This window comes from Nocardia sp. NPDC003269 (genome assembly GCF_042888005.1).
Classification (GTDB): Bacteria; Actinomycetota; Actinomycetes; order Mycobacteriales; family Mycobacteriaceae; genus Nocardia.
The window spans coordinates 1,664,392-1,686,270 of the sequence record NZ_JBIAPA010000001.1; the positions used below are offsets into that span (position 1 = coordinate 1,664,392).

The 21,879-nt window shown below is 69.8% G+C and carries 22 protein-coding genes and 1 riboswitch; of the genes, 6 read left to right on the forward strand and 16 right to left on the reverse strand.

Going from position 1 to position 21,879, the window contains the following annotated elements; translation table 11 throughout:
- Window positions 1-28 precede the first annotated feature (28 nt).
- The 3 genes from ACFYWJ_RS07660 to ACFYWJ_RS07670 are packed head-to-tail and all read right to left on the reverse strand — an operon-like array spanning window position 29 to window position 3,041.
- Window positions 29-682: a response regulator transcription factor gene (locus ACFYWJ_RS07660; RefSeq protein WP_355274427.1), complete on the reverse strand. Its 654-nt coding sequence runs from the start codon at window positions 680-682 to the stop codon at window positions 29-31.
- Window positions 679-1,698 (reverse strand): histidine kinase, encoded by a 1,020-nt coding sequence (locus tag ACFYWJ_RS07665; RefSeq protein ID WP_355274424.1) that lies wholly within the window; start codon window positions 1,696-1,698, stop codon window positions 679-681. The genes ACFYWJ_RS07660 and ACFYWJ_RS07665 overlap by 4 nt, the downstream gene beginning before the upstream one ends.
- A complete protein-coding gene (locus ACFYWJ_RS07670) occupies window positions 1,695-3,041 on the reverse strand; it encodes a serine hydrolase domain-containing protein (RefSeq protein ID WP_355274422.1) in 1,347 nt (448 codons plus the stop codon). The genes ACFYWJ_RS07665 and ACFYWJ_RS07670 overlap by 4 nt, the downstream gene beginning before the upstream one ends.
- A 260-nt stretch (window positions 3,042-3,301) precedes the next feature.
- Here ACFYWJ_RS07670 and ACFYWJ_RS07675 point away from each other — a divergent pair, with 260 nt between their 5' ends.
- Window positions 3,302-4,012, forward strand: coding sequence for a hypothetical protein (locus tag ACFYWJ_RS07675; protein ID WP_355274420.1), 711 nt, complete (start codon window positions 3,302-3,304; stop codon window positions 4,010-4,012).
- A gap of 22 nt (window positions 4,013-4,034) precedes the next feature.
- Here the strand turns inward: ACFYWJ_RS07675 and ACFYWJ_RS07680 are convergent, their stop codons facing one another.
- The 8 genes from ACFYWJ_RS07680 to ACFYWJ_RS07715 all read right to left on the reverse strand — a co-directional run bounded on the left by ACFYWJ_RS07680 (window position 4,035) and on the right by ACFYWJ_RS07715 (window position 14,273).
- The gene (locus ACFYWJ_RS07680; RefSeq protein WP_355274417.1) at window positions 4,035-5,060 is read right to left on the reverse strand and encodes a choloylglycine hydrolase family protein; all 1,026 of its coding nucleotides are present in this window, start codon (window positions 5,058-5,060) and stop codon (window positions 4,035-4,037) included.
- A 127-nt stretch (window positions 5,061-5,187) separates the two neighbouring features.
- Window positions 5,188-6,828, reverse strand: a complete 1,641-nt coding sequence (gene thiC, locus ACFYWJ_RS07685; RefSeq protein ID WP_355274414.1) for a phosphomethylpyrimidine synthase ThiC — start codon at window positions 6,826-6,828, stop codon at window positions 5,188-5,190.
- Window positions 6,821-6,949, reverse strand: a riboswitch (TPP riboswitch). It overlaps the preceding gene by 8 nt.
- Before the next feature lie 74 nt (window positions 6,950-7,023).
- Window positions 7,024-9,288 carry an MMPL family transporter gene (locus tag ACFYWJ_RS07690; protein WP_355274411.1) on the reverse strand — a complete coding sequence of 755 codons (2,265 nt, stop codon included), beginning with the start codon at window positions 9,286-9,288 and terminating at the stop codon, window positions 7,024-7,026.
- Between the two features lie 149 nt (window positions 9,289-9,437).
- Complete coding sequence (gene fahA / locus ACFYWJ_RS07695; protein ID WP_355274408.1) at window positions 9,438-10,625, reverse strand: fumarylacetoacetase; 1,188 nt, start codon at window positions 10,623-10,625, stop codon at window positions 9,438-9,440.
- On the reverse strand, window positions 10,622-11,824 hold the full coding sequence (locus ACFYWJ_RS07700) for a homogentisate 1,2-dioxygenase domain-containing protein (RefSeq protein ID WP_355274407.1): 1,203 nt from the start codon (window positions 11,822-11,824) through the stop codon (window positions 10,622-10,624). Before ACFYWJ_RS07700 ends, fahA begins: the two co-directional genes overlap by 4 nt.
- A 74-nt stretch (window positions 11,825-11,898) precedes the next feature.
- Window positions 11,899-12,714, reverse strand: coding sequence for an exodeoxyribonuclease III (locus tag ACFYWJ_RS07705; RefSeq protein ID WP_355274404.1), 816 nt, complete (start codon window positions 12,712-12,714; stop codon window positions 11,899-11,901).
- A 16-nt stretch (window positions 12,715-12,730) separates the two neighbouring features.
- Entirely contained in the window at window positions 12,731-13,693 is a 963-nt protein-coding gene (locus ACFYWJ_RS07710; protein ID WP_355274401.1) for a GNAT family N-acetyltransferase, read from the reverse strand.
- Window positions 13,683-14,273, reverse strand: a complete 591-nt coding sequence (locus ACFYWJ_RS07715; RefSeq protein WP_355274398.1) for a peptide deformylase — start codon at window positions 14,271-14,273, stop codon at window positions 13,683-13,685. The genes ACFYWJ_RS07710 and ACFYWJ_RS07715 overlap by 11 nt, the downstream gene beginning before the upstream one ends.
- Before the next feature lie 180 nt (window positions 14,274-14,453).
- On the opposite strand from ACFYWJ_RS07715, the gene ACFYWJ_RS07720 reads away from it, so the two are divergent.
- From ACFYWJ_RS07720 to ACFYWJ_RS07740, 5 genes are all read left to right on the forward strand, one after another.
- Window positions 14,454-14,771, forward strand: coding sequence for a DUF3263 domain-containing protein (locus tag ACFYWJ_RS07720; protein WP_355274395.1), 318 nt, complete (start codon window positions 14,454-14,456; stop codon window positions 14,769-14,771).
- A 42-nt stretch (window positions 14,772-14,813) separates the two neighbouring features.
- On the forward strand, window positions 14,814-15,389 hold the full coding sequence (locus tag ACFYWJ_RS07725) for a LytR C-terminal domain-containing protein (protein WP_355274393.1): 576 nt from the start codon (window positions 14,814-14,816) through the stop codon (window positions 15,387-15,389).
- A 119-nt stretch (window positions 15,390-15,508) separates the two neighbouring features.
- Entirely contained in the window at window positions 15,509-16,201 is a 693-nt protein-coding gene (locus ACFYWJ_RS07730; protein WP_355274390.1) for a superoxide dismutase family protein, read from the forward strand.
- Between the two features lie 10 nt (window positions 16,202-16,211).
- A complete protein-coding gene (locus tag ACFYWJ_RS07735) occupies window positions 16,212-17,354 on the forward strand; it encodes a glutamate--cysteine ligase (protein WP_355274388.1) in 1,143 nt (380 codons plus the stop codon).
- A 50-nt stretch (window positions 17,355-17,404) separates the two neighbouring features.
- Window positions 17,405-18,748 (forward strand): DUF5933 domain-containing protein, encoded by a 1,344-nt coding sequence (locus tag ACFYWJ_RS07740; protein WP_355274386.1) that lies wholly within the window; start codon window positions 17,405-17,407, stop codon window positions 18,746-18,748.
- On the opposite strand, the gene mnhG is transcribed toward ACFYWJ_RS07740, so the two are convergent.
- From mnhG to ACFYWJ_RS07765, 5 genes are read right to left on the reverse strand one after another with little or no spacing between them, the layout of a single operon-like run.
- Window positions 18,745-19,080 carry a monovalent cation/H(+) antiporter subunit G gene (gene mnhG, locus ACFYWJ_RS07745; RefSeq protein ID WP_355274383.1) on the reverse strand — a complete coding sequence of 112 codons (336 nt, stop codon included), beginning with the start codon at window positions 19,078-19,080 and terminating at the stop codon, window positions 18,745-18,747. The genes ACFYWJ_RS07740 and mnhG overlap by 4 nt on opposite strands.
- Entirely contained in the window at window positions 19,077-19,337 is a 261-nt protein-coding gene (locus ACFYWJ_RS07750) for a monovalent cation/H+ antiporter complex subunit F (protein WP_355274380.1), read from the reverse strand. Before ACFYWJ_RS07750 ends, mnhG begins: the two co-directional genes overlap by 4 nt.
- On the reverse strand, window positions 19,334-19,894 hold the full coding sequence (locus ACFYWJ_RS07755; protein ID WP_355274378.1) for a Na+/H+ antiporter subunit E: 561 nt from the start codon (window positions 19,892-19,894) through the stop codon (window positions 19,334-19,336). The genes ACFYWJ_RS07750 and ACFYWJ_RS07755 overlap by 4 nt, the downstream gene beginning before the upstream one ends.
- Window positions 19,891-21,486, reverse strand: a complete 1,596-nt coding sequence (locus tag ACFYWJ_RS07760; RefSeq protein ID WP_355274375.1) for a Na+/H+ antiporter subunit D — start codon at window positions 21,484-21,486, stop codon at window positions 19,891-19,893. The genes ACFYWJ_RS07755 and ACFYWJ_RS07760 overlap by 4 nt, the downstream gene beginning before the upstream one ends.
- Window positions 21,483-21,866 carry a Na(+)/H(+) antiporter subunit C gene (locus ACFYWJ_RS07765; RefSeq protein ID WP_355274374.1) on the reverse strand — a complete coding sequence of 128 codons (384 nt, stop codon included), beginning with the start codon at window positions 21,864-21,866 and terminating at the stop codon, window positions 21,483-21,485. The genes ACFYWJ_RS07760 and ACFYWJ_RS07765 overlap by 4 nt, the downstream gene beginning before the upstream one ends.
- Window positions 21,867-21,879 lie beyond the last annotated feature (13 nt).

Here is a 21,879-nt window from a genome sequence, read left to right on the forward strand (position 1 = left end):
GGGAAAGCCCCCGAAATCCTGGGCTCGCTCAGCGCCCGGTCAGGCCCGCGTCGTGGGCGAGGATGGCGGCTTGGACCCGGTTGGTCAGGCCGAGGCGGCGCAGGATGCCGCTGACGTGGGCCTTCACCGTGGATTCCGCGACGAACAGTTCGGCGGCGATGTCCTGGTTGGCCAGCCCCCGGCCGACGCCCGCCAGGACCGCCCGCTCCCGGTCGGTGAGTTCGGCGATCCGGGCCCGGGCCGCGGTCTTGTTCGCGAAACCGCTCCCGTCCCAGCGCGCGATCACCTTCTTCGCGATACGCGGCGACAGGTAGGCGCCGCCGTCGGCGACCGCGTGCACGGCGAGCAGCAGTTCGCGCGGATCGGAGGCCTTGAGCAGGAAACCGGCCGCGCCCGCGTCGAGCGCCGCCGTCACGTAGTCGTCCTCGTCGAAGGTGGTGAGGACGACGACGGCGATCTCGGGTGCCACCGCCCGGATCGCCGCGGCGGCCGCGAGTCCGTCCAGGCGCGGCATCCGCACATCCATCAGCACGACATCGGGTCGGTGCGCGATGGTCAGATCCACGGCTTCCCGGCCGTCGGCTGCCTCGGCGACGACCTCGATCCCCTGGTCGGTGCCGAGGATCGAGCGGATCCCGGCGCGGATCATCGCCTCGTCGTCGGCGAGCAGGACCCGGATCACGGTGCCGCCGTGGGAAATCGAGCGCGCACCACGAACATGGCACCCTCGACGCCCGCCGTCATCGTGCCACCGGCGAGGCGTGCGCGGGCACGCAGGCCGTCGAGTCCGCTGCCGTCATCGTCGCCCGCGTCCTTCCGGTCGGGTCGTGCGGGCGAGCCATCGCAGCCGCGCGATGGATGCCGGGTGATGTTGTCGCGCAGGGGATTGGCGATGGTGACTGTCGCTTGCGCCGATGTCTGTTCGAGGGTGACCGTCACCGGGGCACCGGGTGAGTGGCGCGCCGCGTTGGTGAGGGATTCCTGGACCACCCGGTAGATCGCGCGGTCGAGCAAGGGCGGCAACGGTTCACCGTCGTTCGGCAGATGTAGATCGACCGCCATTCCCGCGTCGATCGCGCGCTCCACCAAGACTGCGACGGGTTCGTCGCGAGGGACGGACGGCGCGGCACCGTCACGCAGGACCGCGACGGTGCCGCGCAGTCGATCGGTCGCCGCCACCGCCGAGGCCCGCAGGCGTTGCACGGCAGCCCGATTCGGCTCGGCGAGATCGGTGGACAGTTCGAGCGCCCCGGCTTGGAGGGCGATGAGGGCGAGGTCGTGCCCGAGCGAGTCGTGCATGTCGGCAGCGATCGCGGCGCGCTCGCGCAGGGCGACACGCTCGGCGATCAGGGCTTTTTCCTGCTCGAGCCGGGCCACCCGGTCCCGGCCCGCCACGATCAGCGCGGCCTGCTGCCGCCGGAATCGTCCGGCCAGCCACGGCAGCACGACGAACACGGTCTGGCTCAGGATCGCCCCGAGCCCGATCGAGAAGTCCACCGCGCAGTAGAGGAGGCCGGGCGCCGCGACCACGGCCTGCACCAGCCAGCCTCGCGTGACCGGCACCCGGCGGCCGTACAGGTACGCGGCGACCGCGAGCCCGGCGAACACGGCCTGCCGCCAGGCGGGCAGCGCGTCGAGGAAGAACCCGTTGAGCGCGCACCCGCCCGCGAGCAGCGCGAGCCCGGCGTAGTTCCTCATCGGCCCGAGCTTAGTGAGCGCAGCCGGGACAGCCGGGCGATCAGGATCGCGGCTCCGGTGAACGCGCAGGTCAGCAGGGTTATGGTGAGCGGTGCGGGGAAATAGGTGAGCTGTGCCCAGGTGACGGTCCGTCCGTTCATCAGCACCGACATCGCCTGGGGACAGCTCGCGAACAGCGCGATCGGCAGGGCGGCGGGCACGCAGCGCGGCACGATCCACCACCACCGGCTGCCCCCACGCCGTTCGGCCCAGCGCCGGGAGCGGAGCACCCCGGCGACGCCCAGTCCGAGCACGCCCGCCATGACAGCCGCGAGCGCGGCCTCGATGCGCAGCCTGGCGTCGACGAGCGGTGCGGGCGGCTCGCCCCGGCCCAACGCGACCAGGCCGGTGAGGATCGCGTAGGCGTTGTCGTGGAGGGCGGCGCTGTTGGCCAGGACCGCGAAGCCGTAGCCGGTGGCCGGGTCGAGGGCGGCCGCCGAGGTGTAGGTGAACAGGTTGCCGGAGTGGGTCAGCAGCGGCGCGCCGTGCTCGGTGTCGAGGCCCCAGCCCATGCCGTAATCGCGCGCCGGGGTCGGCGCGTGCATCAGTGCCAGGCTGTCGGCGCCGACCAGCGGTGGGCCGTCGCCGGATTGGGCGATGAGCCACCGGCCCATATCCGCCGCCGAGGTGACCACCCCGCCGCTGCCGCTGTCGTCGAGGAAGCCCCGCAGTTCGGCGCGGGCGGTCCAGTGGCCGAACAGGGAGTTGAAACCGGCGGTGGGAGTGATGGTGGCGTCGCCGAGGGCGCTGTCCGGCATACCGAGCGGGTCGAAGATCCGCTGCCGCAGGAATTCTCCGAAATCCGACCCGCTCGCCACCTCGACCAGCCGCGCCGCGAGGTTGTAGTTGACGTTCGTATACGCCCATCGGGCGCCCGGTTCGGCGGCGAGCCGGGCGGTCCGCAGCGTCGCGGTGTAGCGCTCCAGCGAATCGGCGGACTCCGTCGCGCGGATGTCGACGGTCCGATCGGCGAACCCGGAGGTCTGGTTCAGCAACTGCCGCACCGTGATCCGATCCGAGCGCGGGTCGGCGGTGTGGAACCCCGGCAGCTGCTCGGCCACGGGCCGGTCGAGCCCGATCACCCCGTCCTCGACCAGCATCATCACCGCCGTCGCGGTGAACGCCTTGGTCAGCGAGGCGATCCGCATCGGCGTCCGCGCGGTGATCGCCGCCCCGGTGGAGTCCCGCCCGTAGCCCGCCGCGTGCACGATCTCCCCGTTCCGGGTGATCACCGCCGACAGTCCCGGCAGTCCGGTATCGCGCACCGACTCGGCGAGAAAGTCGTCGAAAGCAGTGGCGGACACAGTGATCCGTTCCGGCTCTGCCCCAGCTACGGCTGGCACGACAAGCCCGACGACCGCCCCGGCGACCGCCGCCAACACCCTCGCTCTGCTTCCCATGCCACGAACCTAGGTATCCGGCCCACCCGGCGAATCCGCCGAACGGCGCTGTCACCCCCTACGAAAGTCGATAGGACAGCACCTGCCCGTCAGGTCGCGCCGGGCGCGGGTCGCCGTGCCGCTATCGCATGCGGACCACCGGGCCCCTCGAATACGGTCGCCTGGTGGTGTGGTTCAGTCTGCTCTTCCTGCCGCTGGTGCTCTGGCCGCTGATCGCGGCGACCCGGCGGGGTCTGCTGATCGGGCTCGGGCTGCTCGGCGCGCTCGCGTTCGCGCAGTACGCGGTGATCAGCCGGTGGGTCTTCTACGAGGGGCAGGCCACGATGCTGGCCGCCCTGGTGTGCCTGACGATCGCCGTGCTGGTGTCGGGGCCGTCGGTCGAGGGTGAGGTGGAAGACGAAGCACCGGCCACCGCGACCCGTCGGCGAATCAGCTATGTGATCAGCAATGTCTGCTGCGTCGTGGTGGTGCTGGCGATGGTGTACATCGTCCCGATGTTCACCCTCATGGGCCGCTGGTCCTGGATACCGCCCGCCGACGCGATCCAGCCGCTGCCCGCCGAACTCTCCGTGCGCTCGACCAAGCCGGGCTACTGCGCCTCCCTCTCGTCGAACAGCAGCTGCACCCGCGAATTCGCCATCGGCGCCCCCGACGCGACCCCCACCCAGATCACCGACCGCCTCCGCGGCCACTTCACCGACACCCGCTCCTGCGCCTTCGAACACAACCGCGGAACCACCCCCACCGATGGCTACTGGTGGGGCGAGTGCCCCCTCGAAGGCTGGCCCCTGGACCGCCACGAAACCAGCATCAGCCTCAGGGAACTTCCCGACGGCACCGTTTCCCTGACCCTCTACTACCTCGACGACTGGTGAGCCTTCACGCCCCGGTCCCCGGTCAGGTCGAGGGTGTGATGTCGACGCACCAGGCCGCTCCGGTGTCGACGGTGGTGACCCCGGCCTGGTCGAAGTCGAGTTCGGCCAGGTCGACCGCGCACCAGACCGGGCTGTCGTAGAAGCGGACGAGATAGCGGCGGTGGTCGGCGGCGAGGGTGGCGATGACCGACCATTCCGTGTATTCGATCGAGTCGGGGCCGCTGTCGCCGGCGCGGACGAAGCCCTTGGGGATGTCGAAGCTGTCGAGGATGTGGGCGGCGACGATGGCGGAGCCGGGGGCGTCGGGGGCCGGTACGGCGGCCTGGGTGAGGGCGACCGCGCGGACGAAGCGGGAGGGCGGGGTGAAATCGCCGGGGAGGCCGAGCATTCCGCTGCCCTGGCCGAGGGCGCTCACGTCGTATCCCGACAGTGGCAGGTCGGGGACATTGACGGCGGAGAGATTGACGTAATTGCCGGTATTGAGCAGGTGCCATTCGAACGGGGGCGAATTCGTCAGGACCGACAGCGGATTGTCGTGCAACCGGAGTTCGCCGTCGATGTATTCGGCGACCAGCGAATTGCCGCTCGCGTCGTGCAGTGTGTAATGCAGTTCGATGGGCTGCCCGGTGCTGGGATCGGGCTGGCCCCACACCAGCACCCGTTCCAGGGCGGCCGCCGCCTCGCTCACCGACGCGCAGGTGGACAGCAGGTAATTGCCGACATCGTGGATCTGCGACATCGACTCGGATTCGCGGCCGACCGGCACCGCTTGGTATTCGGTGAAGTTCGGCAGGTACAGCGCGCCGAAATACAGACCGGCTTCGTTCACACCGTCGAGCAGGCATTCCCGGTCGAGCAGATTCATGCCGACGGTGCCGTAGGAGCCGCGCCAGGAATAGCCGGGGGCGTCGGGGTCGGGGCTCTTGGCCTGGTAGGACATGCCCCGGGGGAAGACGAGCAGGCGCGATTCGAGATCGAAGGCGAATTCCATGGTCCGTCCGGCGGTGACCGAACCGTCCGCGGCGGTGACGGTGAACGAAGTGCACATGCGAGTGATCCCTTTCCGGTCGGTACAGAAAAGGCTGCGCACAGGTGCTCTGTGCCGGAACAATGCTAGCCCCGGACAGGGCCGGGACCGGCGCGGCGCAGCCGTGCCGGTCCCGGGGACCTCGGAATCAGACGACGGGCAGGTAGACCTTGTTGCCCTGGTCGGCGAACTCGGCCGACTTCTCGGCCATGCCCGCCTCGATGGCGGCCACGTCGGTCAGACCCTGCTTCTCGGCGTACTCGCGCACGTCGGCGGAGATCCGCATGGAGCAGAACTTCGGACCGCACATGGAGCAGAAGTGCGCGGTCTTGGCGGGCTCGGCGGGCAGCGTCTCGTCGTGGTATTCGCGGGCGGTGTCCGGGTCGAGCGAGAGCGCGAACTGGTCGTGCCAGCGGAATTCGAAACGCGCCTTGGACAATTCGTTGTCGCGGTCCTGCGCGTGCGGGTGCCCCTTGGCGAGGTCGGCGGCGTGCGCGGCGATCTTGTAGGTGATCACGCCGACCTTGACGTCGTCGCGGTTGGGCAGGCCCAGATGCTCCTTCGGCGTGACGTAGCAGAGCATCGCGGTGCCCGCCTGGGCGATGATCGCGGCGCCGATGGCCGAGGTGATGTGGTCGTAGGCGGGCGCGATATCGGTGGCCAGCGGGCCGAGGGTGTAGAACGGCGCCTCTTCGCACAGCTCTTCCTCGAGCTTCACGTTCTCTACGATCTTGTGCATCGGCACGTGGCCGGGGCCCTCGATCATCACCTGCACGCCATAGGATTTCGCGATCTTGGTGAGCTCGCCGAGGGTGCGCAGCTCGGCGAACTGGGCCTCGTCGTTGGCGTCGGCGATGGAGCCGGGACGCAGGCCGTCACCGAGGGAGAAGGTGACGTCGTACTTCGCGAGGATCTCGCAGAGCTCACGGAAGTGCGTGTACAGGAACGATTCCTGATGATGCGCCAGACACCACGCGGCCATGATCGAACCACCGCGCGAGACGATGCCGGTGACCCGCTTGGCGGTCAGCGGGATGTAGCGCAGCAGCACGCCAGCGTGCACGGTCATGTAGTCGACGCCCTGCTCGCACTGCTCGATCACGGTGTCGCGGTACATCTCCCAGGTGAGTTTGGTGGGATCACCGTTCACCTTCTCCAGCGCCTGGTAGATCGGCACGGTGCCGATCGGGACGGGGGAGTTGCGCAGGATCCACTCGCGGGTCTCGTGGATGTTCTTGCCGGTCGACAGGTCCATGATGGTGTCGGCGCCCCAGCGCGAGGCCCACACCATCTTCTCGACCTCTTCGGCGATCGACGACGTCACCGCCGAGTTGCCGATATTGGCGTTGATCTTCACCAGGAACTTCTTGCCGATGATGGTCGGCTCCAGCTCGGGGTGCTTGTGGTTGGCCGGGATCACCGCGCGACCGGCGGCGACCTCGTCGCGCACCAGCTCGGGGGAGACACCCTCGCGGGCGGCGATGAAGCGCATCTCCGCGGTGATGATGCCCTGGCGGGCCCAGGCGAGCTGGGTCGGCGGGCCGTCGACGGCGGGCTTGGCCCACTCGTCGCGCAGCTTCGGCAGTCCGGCCTCGAGGTCGATCACCGCGTTGTCGTCGGTGTACGGGCCGGAGGTGTCGAAGACGTCGAAGTGCTCGCCGTTGGTGAGGTTGATCCGGCGCACCGGAATGCGCAGGCCGTCGACCTCTTGGTAGTGCTTGACGCTGCCCTGGATCGGCCCGGTGGTGACGGTGTCGACCGCCCCGGTCGAAGACGTGGCTGTGCCCATGGTGATTCCTCCCTACGCCGGCATTACCCGGTCAGGTTCATACGGTCGACGGCCCTGATCGCCCGAGAAATGGGCTAGCCGTCCTCTCAGCCCGCTGGTGCGAGCCCCCGTTGGCGTGTGTGAAATTTTCCGGGCCGACGATACCCGCCGTGGTGCGCGGCCCGCTCGGGAAGTCCCGCGCGGGCCGCGCTCGGCTCAGACCGAGACCGGGGTCGGCTCGGGCCGGTCGACCTTGTCGACGGTGGGCTCGTCGGCCTCGTGCAGCCCGAACCGGTCGTGCAGCCGCACCAGCGGCTTGGGCGCCCACCAGTTCCAGGTGCCCATCATCCGCATCAGGGCGGGCGCGAGCAGGCCGCGGATGACGGTGGCGTCGCTGATCACGGCCAGCGCGCAGCCGAGACCGAACAGCTTCATCATCGACACGCCGGAGGTCGCCACGCCGAGGAACACGATGCTCATGAGCAGCGCGGCGGCGGTGAAGATGCGGCCGGTGCGGGCCACACCCATGGCGACGGCCTCGGTATTGCCCTCGGTCGTCTTGGGCCCGGCCAGCCATTCCTCCCGGATCCGGGACAGCAGGAACACCTCGTAGTCCATCGAGGCGCCGAAGGCCAGGCTGAACATGAGGATCGGCATGGCCAGGTTGAGCGTGCCGGTGGAGGTGAAACCGAGCAGCCCCGACAGGTTGCCCTCCTGGAAGATCCACACCATCGCGCCGAACGTCGCCGCCAGCGACAGGATGTTCAGCGCCAGCGCCTTCACCGGGAGCACCACGCTGCCGGTGAACAGGAACAGCAACACCAGGGTGGTGATCGCGATCAGCGCGCCGGCCAGCGGCAGCTTGCCGGTGATCGCGGTGACGGAGTCCTGATTGAGCGCGGCGGGACCGGTGACCAGGGCATCGGACGGCGCGGGGACGGCCCGGATCGCGTCGAGCTGGATCCGGCCCGCGTCGGAGTAGGGGTCGAGCGTGGTCGCGACCGACAGGTACGCGCCCGCCGACGGGTCCGACATCTCCGGCACGCCCGAGGCCACCCGCCAGCCGTTGCGATAGACGGCGGCGCTGCTGAGCACGGCGGGCACGTCCGGCACCTTGGACAGGGCGAGGGCATAGCTGTCCAGCTCGGCGGGGGTGCCGTGGAACTCCGGCAGCACGATGGTCGCGCTCGCGGCCATGTCGGCGTCGAACTCGGTGCGCAGCACGTCACCGACCTCCCGACTGGCCACGCCGGTGGGCAGCGACCGGTCGTCGGGGTAGCCGAACTGGACGCCGAGGAACGGCGACCCGAGCAGCAGCAGGAACGCGGTGGTCGCCAGCGCGATCGGCAGCGGCCGCTTCATCACGGCGGTGACCAGGCGATACCAGAACGTCTGCTGGGGCAGCTTGTCCACCCGCGGCGGCCGCCGGAACAGCCTGCGCAGCGGTGCGCGCAGGTCGATCGCGTCGATCCGGTCGCCGACCAGGATGAGCAGCGCGGGCAGCACGATCACCGCGGCGGCGGTGGCGGCGGCGACCACCGCGATACCCGCGTACGCGAACGACTTGAAGAAGTACTGCGGGAACACCAGCAGCGCCGACAGCGACAGCGCGACGACCAGCGCCGAGTAGACCACCGTGCGGCCCGCGGTCTGGATCGCCCGCTGCACCGCGGCGGCCGGGGTGGCGCCCGCGGTCAGCTCCTCGCGGTACCGGCTGACGATGAACAGGCTGTAGTCGATCGCCAGCGCCAGCCCGAGCGCGGTGGTCATGTTCAGCGCGAAGATCGACACGTCGGTGACGGCGGTCAGCACGCGCAGGATGCCCAGCGCCGCCGCGATAGCGAACAGGCCGATCGCGATGGGCAGCGCCGCGGCGACGACACTGCCGAACACCAGGGCCAGCAGCAGGCCCGTCACCGGGATGGCGACGGCCTCGGCGATCACCAGGTCCTTGCTGATCTGGGTGTTGATATCGGAGAACGAGGCGGCGAGCCCGCCCGCTTCGACCGTCACCGGCCCGCTGTCGACCCGGAGTTCCTCGCTGAGCTTGCCCGCGCGGTCCGGCAGCTGGGCGTCGTCGCCCTCGATGCTGGCCAGGATGAGCGCCCGCTTGCCGTCCTTGCTGCGCAGCGCCTGCTGGAGATCGGGGCGCGAGGTCCAGTACGACTGCACCCCGCTGACGATGTCGGAGTGGCCGCGCAGCTGAGCGATCGCGGTGTCCGCGGCGGCGCGCGCGGCGGGCGAATCGGCGCCGTCCTCGGCGGTCACCAGCAGCACGTAGTTCGGCTCGGAGCCGGGGAAATGGTCGCTCAGGTACTGGCTCGCCTGCACCGAGTCGAGATCATCGGTGACGAATCCGCCCGACTTCATGTGCGAGTGCACGGTGGCGCCGATGGCGCCGCTCAGGATCATCAGCAACAGGGCGACCGCGACGACCAGTCGTGGTCGGGCCACGGCGGCGCGGGCGATTCTCGTCAACATCGTCGAGCTCTCTGCTAGGGATCGTCGGACGTCACCGTATCCCGCAAAGAAATATGCTCGATACCACCCCAAGGTGGAGGTTGTACCACTACCATCTCCGCCCCTGGGTGGTTGCCGCGGTGATCATCGAAGCCGGGTCACCCGGGTGGTCAGGGCGTCCGCGAGGGCAGGATTCGGCCGCTGACCTCGCCGAGGCCGATCCGGCGGCCCGCGGTGCCCGGCGCGGTGGCGGTGATCGTGACGGTGTCACCGTCGGCGAGGAAGGTCCGCGATTCGTCGCCGACGGCGATGGGTTGCGCACCGCCCCAGGACAATTCGATGAACGACCCACGCTGGTCGGGTTCCGGTCCGGAGATCGTGCCGGAGGCGTAGAGGTCGCCGGGCCGGATCGAGGCGCCGTTGGCGGTGAGATGGGCGAGCATCTGCGCCGGTGACCAGTACATCCGCGCATAGGGCGGGTGTGCGACCACCTCGCCGTTCCAGCGGACCGCCAGGTCGATGTCGAGGCCGTGATCGTCGCTGCCCCGCAGGTAGGGCAGGGGTGGCGGGTCCTGCGGCGGCAGCGGGACGCGGGCATCGGCGAGCGCGGCGAGCGGGGTGATCCACGCCGCGAGCGACGTGCTGAACGACTTGCCGAGGAACGGGCCGAGCGGCTGGTACTCCCAGGCCTGGATGTCGCGGGCCGACCAGTCGTTGACCAGGGCGACGCCGAAGACGTGGTCGCTGAATTCGTCGACGCGCACCGGAACACCGAGCGGTGACCCGGTGCCGACCACGAAACCCAGCTCGGCCTCGATATCCAGCCGCCGCGATGGCCCGAAATCCGGTGTGGCCGAATCGGTGCGGCGCTGACCCAGCGGCCGGATGATCGGGGTCCCCGACACCACGACGGTGCCGGCCCGACCGTGGTAACCCACCGGCAGATGCCGCCAATTCGGCAGCAGCGGTTCGCTGTCCGGCCGGAACAGCCTGCCCAGATTGGTGGCGTGGTCGATGCTCGCGTAGAAGTCGACGTAGTCGCCGATGTGGATCGGCAGCGCCATCTCCACGCCGTTGACCGGGTGCACCGCCTCGATCGGCAGCTCGGTGTCGGCCAGCTCCCGCAACCGGTCGCGGACCGTCCGCCAGTGGTCGGGCCCGGCGGCCAGGAAGGCGTTCATGGACGGCTGGGCGAAGACCGGATCGCCGAGCAGCGCGACGAGGTCGAGCACGGTATCGCCCAGCCGGGCGCCGACCCGGAAGCCGCCCCCCGGCGGCGCGAAGACGCCGTAGGGCAGGTTCTCCGGCCCGAACAGCGAGTCCGGCGCCACCTCGACCCGCAGCAGCCGCCCGCTCATCGCGGCCCCGGTCCGCGGCCCGACCAGGTCCAGGCGTAGGCCGGGTCCTCGCAGGCCAGCGCGCCCTCGCCGAGCTGGAGTGGCCGGAAGGTATCGACCATCACCGCCAGTTCGTCGAAGAACTCGGCGCCGATACTGCGTTCGTAGGCGCCGGGCTGCGGGCCGTGTGCGTAACCGCCGGGATGCACCGACACCGAACCCTGGGTGATCCCGGAACCCCTGCGCGCCTCGTAGTTTCCGCCGCAATAGAACATGATCTCGTCGGAGTCGACATTGGAGTGGTAGTACGGCACCGGAATCGACAGCGGGTGATAGTCCACCTTGCGCGGCACGAAATTGCAGACCACGAAGTTGATCCCCTCGAACGCCTGATGCGCGGGCGGCGGTTGATGCACCCGGCCGGTGATCGGTTCGAAGTCGGCGATGTTGAAGGTGTACGGATACAGGCAGCCGTCCCAGCCGACCACATCGAACGGGTGCGTCGCGTAGATCATCCTGGTGCCGACCACCTCCGCGCCCGGCCGATGCTTGACCAGCACCTCCACCTCCGTGCCGGTGGCCAGCAGCGGTTCGGCGGGACCGTGCAGGTCCCGTTCGCAGTAGGGCGAATTCTCCAGCAGCTGGCCGAATTTCGAGAGATAGCGCTTGGGTGGGGTGATGTGGCTGGACGCCTCTATCACATACGCGCGCAACGGTTCCTCGCCCGTCGGCAGCCAGCGATGGGTGGTCGCGCGCGGCATGATCAGCTGATCGCCCTGCCGGACCGGGACCGCGCCGAACACGCTCTCCACCACGGCCGCACCCGATTCCACGTACACCAGCTCGTCGCCGATGGCATTGCGGTACAGCGGGGACGCGCCCTTGGCGACCACATACGAGATGCGCACGTCGGCATTGGCCAGCAGCAGCCTGCGGCCGGTCACCGGGTCGGTCCTGGCGGGGGTGTCACCGGGGAACAGCGCGGGCAGGCGCAGATGACGGTGGCGCAGTGGGTGATTCGGCGTCAGCGACTGATCGGGGAGCTGCCACACGGTCGAGTCGACGATCGCGGGCGGCAGGCCACGGTGGTAGAGCAGCGAGGAGTCACCGGAGAAGCCCTCCTCGCCCATCAGCTCCTCGTAATAGAGGTTGCCGCTCCCATCCCGATGCTGTGTATGCCGCTTCGGTGGCACAGACCCGAGCTGCCGGTAGAACGCCACAAGCACACCTCCCGCTACGTCGCAGGTCGGATGATCCTGTCATCCACGGTACCGCTCGGGCGACGCGAGCCGGGTCAGTCGGAGAACTCCGCGATGACCGGGGCGTGGTCGCTGGCGCCCTTGCCCTTGCGCTCCTCCCGGTCGACCGAGGCGTCCTTCACCTGGTCGGCGAGGGCGGCGGAGGCCAGGATGAAGTCGATGCGCATGCCCTCCTTGCGGGGGAAACGCAGCTGGGTGTAGTCCCAGTAGGTGTAGACGCCGGGGCCGGGCGCGAACGGGCGCATGACGTCGCGGAAGCCGGTGTCGAGCATGCCCTGGAACGCGGCCCGCTCGGGCGCGGACGTGTGGGTCTTGCCCTCGAAGAGCTCCGGGGCCCACACGTCGTCGTCGGTGGGGGCGATGTTCCAGTCGCCGACCAGCGCGATCTTCGCTGCCGGGTCCTCGGTCAGCCAGTCGGTCGCCCGCTCGCGCAGGGTCGACAGCCAGTCGAGCTTGTACGCGTAGTGCGGGTCGTCGAGCGCGCGGCCGTTGGGCACGTACAGGCTCCACACCCGCACCCCGCCGCAGGTCGCGCCGATCGCCCTGGCCTCCACCACCGGCGATTCGAGCAGCGAGTCACCGGCGTTCTTGTCGAAACCGGGCTGCCCGGAGAACGCGGTCTCGACGTCGGTGAGACCGACCCTGGACACGATCGCGACCCCGTTCCACTGGTTCAGCCCGACGTGGGCGACCTCGTAGCCCGCCTGGTCGAACTGCTCGTAGGGGAACTGGTCGTCGCGGCACTTGGTCTCCTGGATCGCCAGGACATCGATGTCGTGGCGGTCCAGGAAGGCGGTCACCCGATCGACGCGGGAGCGGATCGAGTTGACGTTCCAGGTGGCGAGACGCACGGGTCGCGGTCCTTTCCTACGACGCGCTCGGCGGCGCGGCGTAGCGGTAGCTGTGGTGTTCCAGGAAGCCGAGCTCGCGGTAGAGCGCGAGTCCGGTGGCGTTGCCTACCTCCACCTGCACGTAGGCATGGGTGGCGCCGTGCTCGGCGCCCCAGCGGATCAGCTCGGCGCACAGCAGCGAGGCCAGGCCGTTGCGCCGGTGCGCGGCTGCCACCGCGACACAGGTCAGCCCGACCCAGCGCCTGCCGTCCGGCGCGGTGGTGACCGCGCCGCGGCCGATCGCCAGCGCCTCCGGCAGGCCGAGCGAGGCGAACCCGAGCGTGCCGTCGATCACCGAGGTGAGTACCGCGACGTCCGGTTCCCGGACGGCGGGATCGAGCGGGATCTCGCCGCGATACCGGTGCGTGCGCAGCCAGCTCTCGCTCGGCGCGCCGGTGATCTTGACCATCGACGGGCCCTGCGGCAGAACGAAATTCGCGATGTCGAGCCCGAGGACGACGGTCTCGCTCCAGGTGTTCCAGCCCGGCGGCACCGGGGCCAGCCGATCGGGCAGTTGCAGCAGCAGCGGCAGCCCGTTGGCGGTGTACCAGTCCGCGATCTTGTGCATGGTGTCGATCGACAGCACCGCGGGCACGCCGGACTCCCCCAGCGGCACAGCGGAATTCGCGCGCCCGGTGTAACCGGCGCCCGCTCGCGCGAGCCAGCCGTCGATCCACAGATGCGCGCTGCCCGGCCAGGCGGCGGCCGCCGCGGTCTCCAGCGAGCGGATCTCCCTGGTGCGAATCGGCCGCGGTCCCAGGGCCTTCAGCGCGACGACCCGATCGGGCGCCACCGAGACCAGTTCGCCCTCGGCGGTCCGCACCGACGGCGGACTCAGCGACACCAGCTCGCCGATCACATCGGTGAGCGGCTGGGGATAGCCCTCGGGGAGCTGGTACCGCATGACGACGCGGCGGCCGAGCGGGATCTCAGTCGTCATGGCCGAACGGGTCGGGCACCGTGCCGGGGATCCAGCTCAGACCCGGTGTGCCCCAGCCGTTGCGCTTGATCGCCTTCTTCGCCGCGCGGGCGTTGCGGCCGATCAGCACGTCGACGTAGAGGAAGCCGTCGAGGTGGCCCACCTCGTGCTGGAGCATCCTGGCGAAGAAGCCGGTGCCCTCGATGTCGACCGGCTCGCCCTTCTCGTCGGTCCCGGTGACCCTGGCCCAGTCGGCGCGACCGGTGGGGAACTGCTCGCCCGGCACGGACAGGCAGCCTTCCTCGTCGTCGTCGGGATCGGGCATGGTCTCCGGGATCTCGGAGGTCTCCAGCACCGGGTTGATCACCAGGCCCTTGCGGCGGATCGGCTTGCCCGCGGCGTCGAAGTCGGGGCAGTCGTAGACGAACAGCCGCTTGCCGACCCCGACCTGGTTGGCCGCCAGGCCGACACCCTTGGACTCCTCCAGGGTGTCGTACATGTCCGCGATCAGGTCGGCCAGCTCGGCCGGCGTCTCCGTCACCGGTGCGGTGGGGTTGTGGAGGACGGGGTCACCGACGATCACGATCGGGAGAATTGCCATGAGCGCCATTATCGCCGGTCGCGCGCGTGGGTGAGCGGCGGCCCCTGTGGGGTACGACACCCTACTGGCCCGTAGTCAACACGCCGGGACATCGCTCGGAGGATCCGGCTCCTGCGTGGTTGAATGATCCGCGACGTGCAAGCGTCATTTTCATCTCGTGATACTCGGCGAGGGAGCAAGATGGACGGCGCAGCGGCTCGCAACATCGAGGCGGGAACCACACAGGACACGGCCCCCGACGAAGGCAGCGGGCTGAGTCGCCGTGAGCTCGACATCCTCGACTTCGAACGCAAATGGTGGAAGTACGCGGGCGCCAAGGAAGACGCGATCCGCGAGCTGTTCGCCATGTCGGCCACCAGGTACTACCAGGTGCTCAACGCGGTCGTCGACAAGGACGAGGCGCTGGCGGCGGACCCGATGCTGGTCAAGCGCCTGCGCAGGCTGCGGGCCAGCAGGCAGAAGGCTCGCGCAGCACGCCGACTCGGTTTCCAGGTCTGACATGACGGCCACACAGCACCGGTTGCGACTAGGGTTGCGCGGGTGAGCAACCCGAATCCCACCCCCGGCGGCCCGCCGCTGCGCGCGCTGGCGATGGTGTTGATCGCCCTGGCCATCGTTTTCGCGGGTCTGGGTGCGATGTCGTTGTCGAACTCCGATGCCGACTCCGCCGATTCGGCCGAGCCGACCGAGACGACGACGTCGAGCGTGGTCGCGCAGGCGCCAGCCACCACGGCCGTCGCGACGACCACCAGCGCGGTCGCTGCCCCGACCACCGCCAAGACCACCACGACGACGGTCGCGCCGACCACCACGGCGGCGCCGAGCACCGCGCCCGCGGCCACGGTCGACCAGAGCGTGCCCGTGCGGGTGCTGAACAACAGCCTGGTCGCCGGCCTGGCCGCGCGCACCGCGGGCGAGCTGACCTCGTCGGGCTGGAGCAACGTGAGCACCGGCAACTACAGCGGCGAGAACCTCACCACCACCACGGTGTTCTACGGCGGCGGCGCGGGCGACAAGGCCGCGGCCGCCGAGATCGCCGCGGAGATCGGCGGGACCGTCGCGCCGAAGACCGGCGACACCTCGCCGGGCGTGGTCGTCGTACTGACCGGTCGCTGAACGAGGCTCGGCACGCGGTGCCGAGTGGGGAACGTGCGCTGTGGCATCATCTTGAGCGGTACAGCCCCTGTCCACCCAGCTTTACTCGTTAAACTCGGTACTCGTAAAGGAGTTCCCTGATGGCCACGTCGACAACTCGTCGCCCGTCCTGGCGCATTGTGACCCCGGTGCTGGCGGTTGCCGCGTTCGGGCTCGCCGCTTGCTCCAACAGCCAGGAGTCGAGTGACGTCAAGGGAACCACGCCGCCGGTGTGGACCAGCTCGGCCGCGCCCGCGGGTTCCGGTACCGAGCACGGCGGCGGCCACGGCACCCCGACGACCGCGAACCACGGCGGCGGCGACCACGGCGCGCCCGCGGCGGGCGGCCTGAAGACCGAGCTCAAGTCGGGTTCCGGCGCGAGCGTCGGCACCGCGACCTTCGTCACCGAGGGCAGCCACCTGGTGGTCACCGTCGAGGCGCAGGGACTCACCCCGGGCTTCCACGGCCTGCACTTCCACCAGAACGGCACCTGTGAGGGCGACTTCACCTCGGCAGGCGGTCATCTGCAGGTCGGCGCGGCCAACGCGCACCCGGCCAGCGGCGACCTGACCTCGCTGCAGGTCGGTGCCGACGGCACCGCCAAGCTGGTCACCCGCACCGACACCGTCACCCTGGACAACATCAAGGGCAAGGCGCTGATCGTGCACTCCGGCGCCGACAACTTCGGCAACATCCCGTCCCGGTACACCCGCGAGGGTGGCACCGGCCCCGACGAGACCACGCTGTCCACCGGTGACGCGGGCTCCCGGGTCGCCTGCGGCGTGGTCGGTTAGCGAGACGCACATGGCCGGGGCAATCCAGTCGGTACCCTTCCCAGGTTCGCCCCGGCCCACCATCGGCATCGAATGGGAGATCGCGCTCGTCGACAAGGTGACGCGTGATCTGTCCAACACCGCCTCGGCGGTCTTCGACGCCGTCGGTGACCGGCGTGCCCACGACGGCACGCCCCAGGTGACCAAGGAATTGCTGCGCAACACCGTCGAATTGGTGACCGGTGTGCACGACACGGTCGGCGGCGCGGTCGAGGACCTGCGCGGCACCATGGACGCGGTGCGCCGCGCGGCCGATCCGCTCGGCGTCGACCTGTTCTGCGCGGGCACCCATCCGTTCGCGCAGTGGTCGGCCCAGCAGCTCACCCGCTCACCGCATTACGACGAGCTGATCGAGCGCACCCAGTGGTGGGGCCGCCAGATGCTGATCTGGGGTGTGCACGTGCACGTGGGAGTCTCGCACCGGGACAAGGTCTTTCCGATCCTGAACTCGCTGCTGCTGTCGTACCCGCATCTGCTCGCGCTCTCGGCCTCCTCGCCGATGTGGTCCGGCGACGACACCGGCTACGCCAGCAACCGCGCGCTGATGTTCCAGCAGCTGCCGACGGCCGGGCTGCCGTTCCAGTTCGAGAACTGGCCGCAGTTCGAGGGTTTCGTGCACGACCAGCTCAAAACCGGTGTGTTCGAACAGCTCGGCGGCATGCACTGGGACATCCGGCCCGCGCCCAAGTGGGGCACCATCGAGATCCGGGTGTGCGACGGGCTGTCCAGCCGGGCCGAACTGGCCGCGGTGGCCGCGCTGATCCACTGCCTCGTCGTCGATCTGGAGCGCAGGCTGGACGCGGGCGAGGACCTGCCGACGCTGCCGCCGTGGCACGTGCAGGAGAACAAATGGCGCGCCGCGCGCTACGGGCTCGACGCGATCGTGATCGTCGACGACGCCAGCAATGAGCGTTTGGTCACAGACGATCTGATGGAACTGCTGAACAAACTCGAGCCGACCGCCAAGCGTTTGGGCTGCTCGGACGAATTGGCGTCGGTCGCCGACATTCCCCGCCACGGTGCCTCCTACCAGCGGCAACGCCGAGTCGCGGCGCAATCACAGGGTGATCTTGTCGCTGTCGTGGATTCGCTGGTGCGAGAGCTGGATCAGTAGCGTTCAGCTGCACGGCGAGGTGGCGTTAACCCGCCGTTTACGATGGCTGGATGCTTGTCGAACATCCGCGCACCGATGCGGGGGGTGCCACCCTACGGAACCGTCTGCGTGAGCCACGCACCCTCGCCGTCGTCGCGGTGTCGGCGGTGCTCGCGCTGCTGGTCGGATTGCAGATCGCCGCCTGGGTCAGTGGGTTCGACGGCCCGCTCGCGAGCCTGGCGCGCGACTACATCGGGACGCCGAAATCGATGTCGGTGCCGTGGGCCGGTCTGCTGCTCGCCCTCGTCGGGGTGAACGCGCGCAGGCGGTTGTACGCGGTGGCCGCCGCGATCGGGATCGACGCGATCTACGCCGCGCTGCGGCTGCTCGACGGCAAGCCGTTCACCGTCGGCAACGGACCGACCATCGTCCTGACCGGCCTGGTGATCGTGGCGGCCGTGCGCTGGCGTGGGCGCGAACGCACCGACGCGCTGAAGGCGGCGGCGCTGGGCGCGCTGCTGGTGCTCGCGACCAAGGTGGGCGATGTGTGGCTGCACGTCACCTCGGCGGTGCGGCCCTCGGTGCTCGACGAATACCTGGTCCTCGCCGATCACGCGCTCGGTGACCCGTCCTGGGTCCTCGGCCGGGTGCTCGAGGTGCTCGGGCCCGAGGTGTACGGCGTGCTGCACTGGGTCTACATCGAGCTGCCGGTCGCGGCCATCGTGGTCGCGGTGTGGCAGTTGCGCCGGGTCGTCCCGACGGGGGAGTGGCCGACGCACTACCTGGTGCGCACGTTCCTGGTGCTCGGGCTGGTCGGTCCGCTGTTCTACGTGCTGTTCCCGGTCGTCGGGCCGATGTTCGCGTTCGGCGCGGACGGGCACGGCTTCCAGGTCGGCAACTTCTGGCCCTCGATGCTGCCGCCGATCGATCACAACCCGGCCGCGCTGCCGTTCGACGCGTTCACCCCGCGCAACTGCATGCCGTCGATGCACACCGCCTGGGCGCTGTCGCTGTTCATCCACACCCGTCGCGATGTCGACGGGTCGCGGGCGCCGGCCTGGCTGCGCTGGGGCGGCGCGTTCTGGCTGGCCGCGACCGTGGCCGCCACGCTCGGGTTCGGCTACCACTACGGCGTCGACCTGGTGGCGGGCGCGGTGCTGTGCCTGACCGTCGAGTCGGCGCTGCGGGCGCCCGAACGCGGCTGGGGCGCGTTCCGGGTGCGGATGGTCGGCTTCGGTGCGGTGGTGTTCGCCGGGCTGCTGCTGTCGTTCCGGTACCTCGCGGTGCCGATGGCCGAGTACCCGGTGCTCGCGGGCGCCGTCGTCCTCGGGCTGCTGGCCGCGGTGGCCGCGGCGTTCCACGCGACCTGGTTCGCGGCGGCGCCGCGGCGGGAGCTCGCGCCGGTGGCCGGTTAGTCGTCGGCGTCGCGGCCGAGTTCGTTGATCCGCAGCAGGCCGTCGCGGTGCCGCTGTTCGCGGTAGGCGGTGCGGCCGAGGAGATGGGCGATGACGGGCGCGGTGATGATGGTGAACAGGCCGGTCAGCACCAGCATCCAGACGTTCACGTCGCCCCTGATGTCGATGCCGGTGCCGATCATCACCAGGACCAGCCCGACCACCTGCGGCTTGGTCGCGGCGTGCATGCGGGTGAGAGTGTCGGGAAAGCGCACGATGCCGATGGCGGCGGTGACCGCGAGCACGCAGCCGGTCAGGATGAGCACGGCCGAGACCCACTCCCACGCCGTCATCGGTCGTCCCTGACGCGGAAGCGCGAGACCGCGGCCGAGCCGAGGAAGCCGACCAGGGCCAGCGCCACGATGGCCGGGATCACCGTGGTGTCGTTGCTGTAGGCGGCCCAGACCGCGAGCCCGGACGCGGCGATGGCCATCAGCGAGTCGATCCCGACGACCCGGTCCAGGGTGCTCGGCCCGGCCAGCACCCGATAGCTGGTGATCACCGCGGCGGCGGTCAGCAGGATGCCGGCGAGCACGGCGACGACCGTCATGACCGCACCTCCGGGCCAGGGTCGAGCCTGCGGCGTTCGCTCGGCCGTTCGAAGGCGTTGATCAGCAGATGCTCCAATCGCCGGGTGGTGCGGTAGAACTTCAGCACCGATTTCTCGCTGCCAACGTCGAGCACGTGGACGTAGACCACACACCGCGGCCGGTCCAGCTCGAGCACCATGGTGCCGGGAATCAGGTTCAGCAGGTCGGTGGCCATCACCAGGACCAGATCGGACTGGATGCCCAGGTGCACGCGCAGCACACCGGAGACCGGTGGACCGGCGGGCCGGATCGCGAACCAGGCCACCTGCGCGCTCGACTCGAGCGCGTAATAGGCGCTGACCACGATCAGTTCGAGGAACGACAGCGGATGGAACCGGCCGGTCACCGGGACCATGGGCAGCGGCAGCGCGAAGACCACGATCAGCGCGACGACGAAGCCCGCCACGACATTGGCCGCGCTCAGGTCGCCCCAGAGCGCGACCCAGACCGCGGTCAGCCACGCGAGCACCCCGATCCGCAGCACGTTGTCGCGGTTGACCAGCCGCCCGAGCGTCATCGCGGCTCCGATCCGAGCACGGAACCGATGTAGACCGCCGGATCGTCCAGGTCGGCGGCCGCCCGTTCGGCGATGCCGAGAATCGGCCCGGCGAGCACCGTCAGCGCCAGCCCGGCGGTGACCAGGCTCGCGGTCGCCAGCACCATCAGCGCGGGCATCCGGCCGGGGTCGGTGCGGTCCTCGTAGTGCACATCGGTCGAGTCCTCCACCAGGGTGGGCGGTTTCGCCGCGGTGAGATGACCCTCCGGCGCCTCCTCGCGCGGCCGCCAGAACGCCTTGCTCCACACCCGCGCCACCGCGTACAGCGTCAGCAGGCTGGTGATCACCGAGCCGGCGACCAGCACCCAGGCCAGCACGCTGCCGTCGGCCGCGCCCGCCTCCAGCAGCGCGACCTTGCCGATGAACCCCGAGAACGGCGGAATGCCGCCGAGATTCAGCGCGGGAACCAGGAACAGCACGCCGAGCAGCGGACTCGCGGTGGCCAGCCCGCCGATCCGGCGCAGCGAGACCGACCCCGCCTGGCGTTCGATCAGACCGACGGCCAGGAACAGCCCGGTCTGCACGAGGATGTGGTGGGCGACGTAGAAGACCGCGCCGGTCAGCCCCGCCGTGGTGGCGAGGCCGATGCCGAAGACCATGTAGCCGATGTGGCTGACCAGGGTGAACGAGAGCAGTCGCCGGATATCGGTCTGCGCGATCGCGCCGAGGATGCCCACCAGCATCGTGGCCAGTCCGCACACCAGCAGGATGTCGTCGAACGCGCCGTCGGGGAACCACAGGGTGTGGGTGCGGATGATCGCGTACACCCCGACCTTGGTGAGCAGACCGGCGAAGACCGCGGTCACCGGCGCGGGCGCGGTGGGGTAGGAGTCGGGCAGCCAGCTCGACAGCGGGAACACCGCCGCCTTGATCCCGAAGGCCACCAGCAGCACCGCGTAGCAGGCGGTGCGCACGCCGCTCGGGGTGGCGTCCAGGCGCACGGCCAGCTGCGCCAGATTCAGGGTTCCGGTGGCGGCGTAGGTGATACCGATGCCGATCAGGAAGATCAGCGACGACACCATCGACACCATCACATAGGCGATGCCGGTGCGGATGCGCTCCTCGGTCGCGCCGACGGTGAGCAGCACGAACGAGGCGACCAGCAGGACCTCGAAGCCGACGAACAGGTTGAACAGGTCGCCGGCGAGGAACGCGGTCGAGACCCCCGCGGTCAGCACCAGGTAGGTGGGCCGGTAGATCGAGGTCGGCTGGTGCTCGTCGCCGTCGGAGATGTTCTGGCCCGCACCGTAGATCGACACCACCAGCAGCACGAAGGCCGACACCAGCAGCATCGCCGCCGAGAGCCGGTCCACCACCAGCGTGATCCCGATCGGCGACGGCCAGCCGCCCACCTGGACCGCGGTGGTGCCGTCGCGATCGGCCAGGTACAGCAGCAGCGCGCTGATCACCAGCACGCACGTCAGTGCGCTCAGCGAGATCATCGCCTGGAGCCGCGGGCGGCGGCCGAACACCAGGGTCGCCGCGGCGCCGAGCAGCGGGACCAGCACCGGCAGCGCGGCGAGGGTGGGGAGCAGATCCGGGGACAGGGTCACTGTTCGGGATCCTCCTGTTCCCGCCGGGCGGCGATCTGCGCGTCCTCGGGGTCGTTGTCGACGTCCTCGCTGGTGGTCAGCATGTAGGAGCGGTAGGCCAGCGCGAGCACGAACGCGGCCAGCCCCATGGTGATGACGATGGCGGTGAGGACCATGGCCTGGGCCAGCGGGTCGGCCATGCCCTCGTGCGAGGTGTCGGAACTGCCGAGGATCGGCGGCCGCCCGTCGGGGCCGCCCATGGTGAGGATCAGCAGGTTCACCGCGTTGCCGAGCAGGATCATCCCGAGCAGCATCTTCGAGACCACCCGCTCGAGCAGCAGGTACACCCCGCACGCGGTGAGCGCGCCGATGGTGATCAGGAGAATCAGGTTCGCGCTCATCCCTCCACCTCGC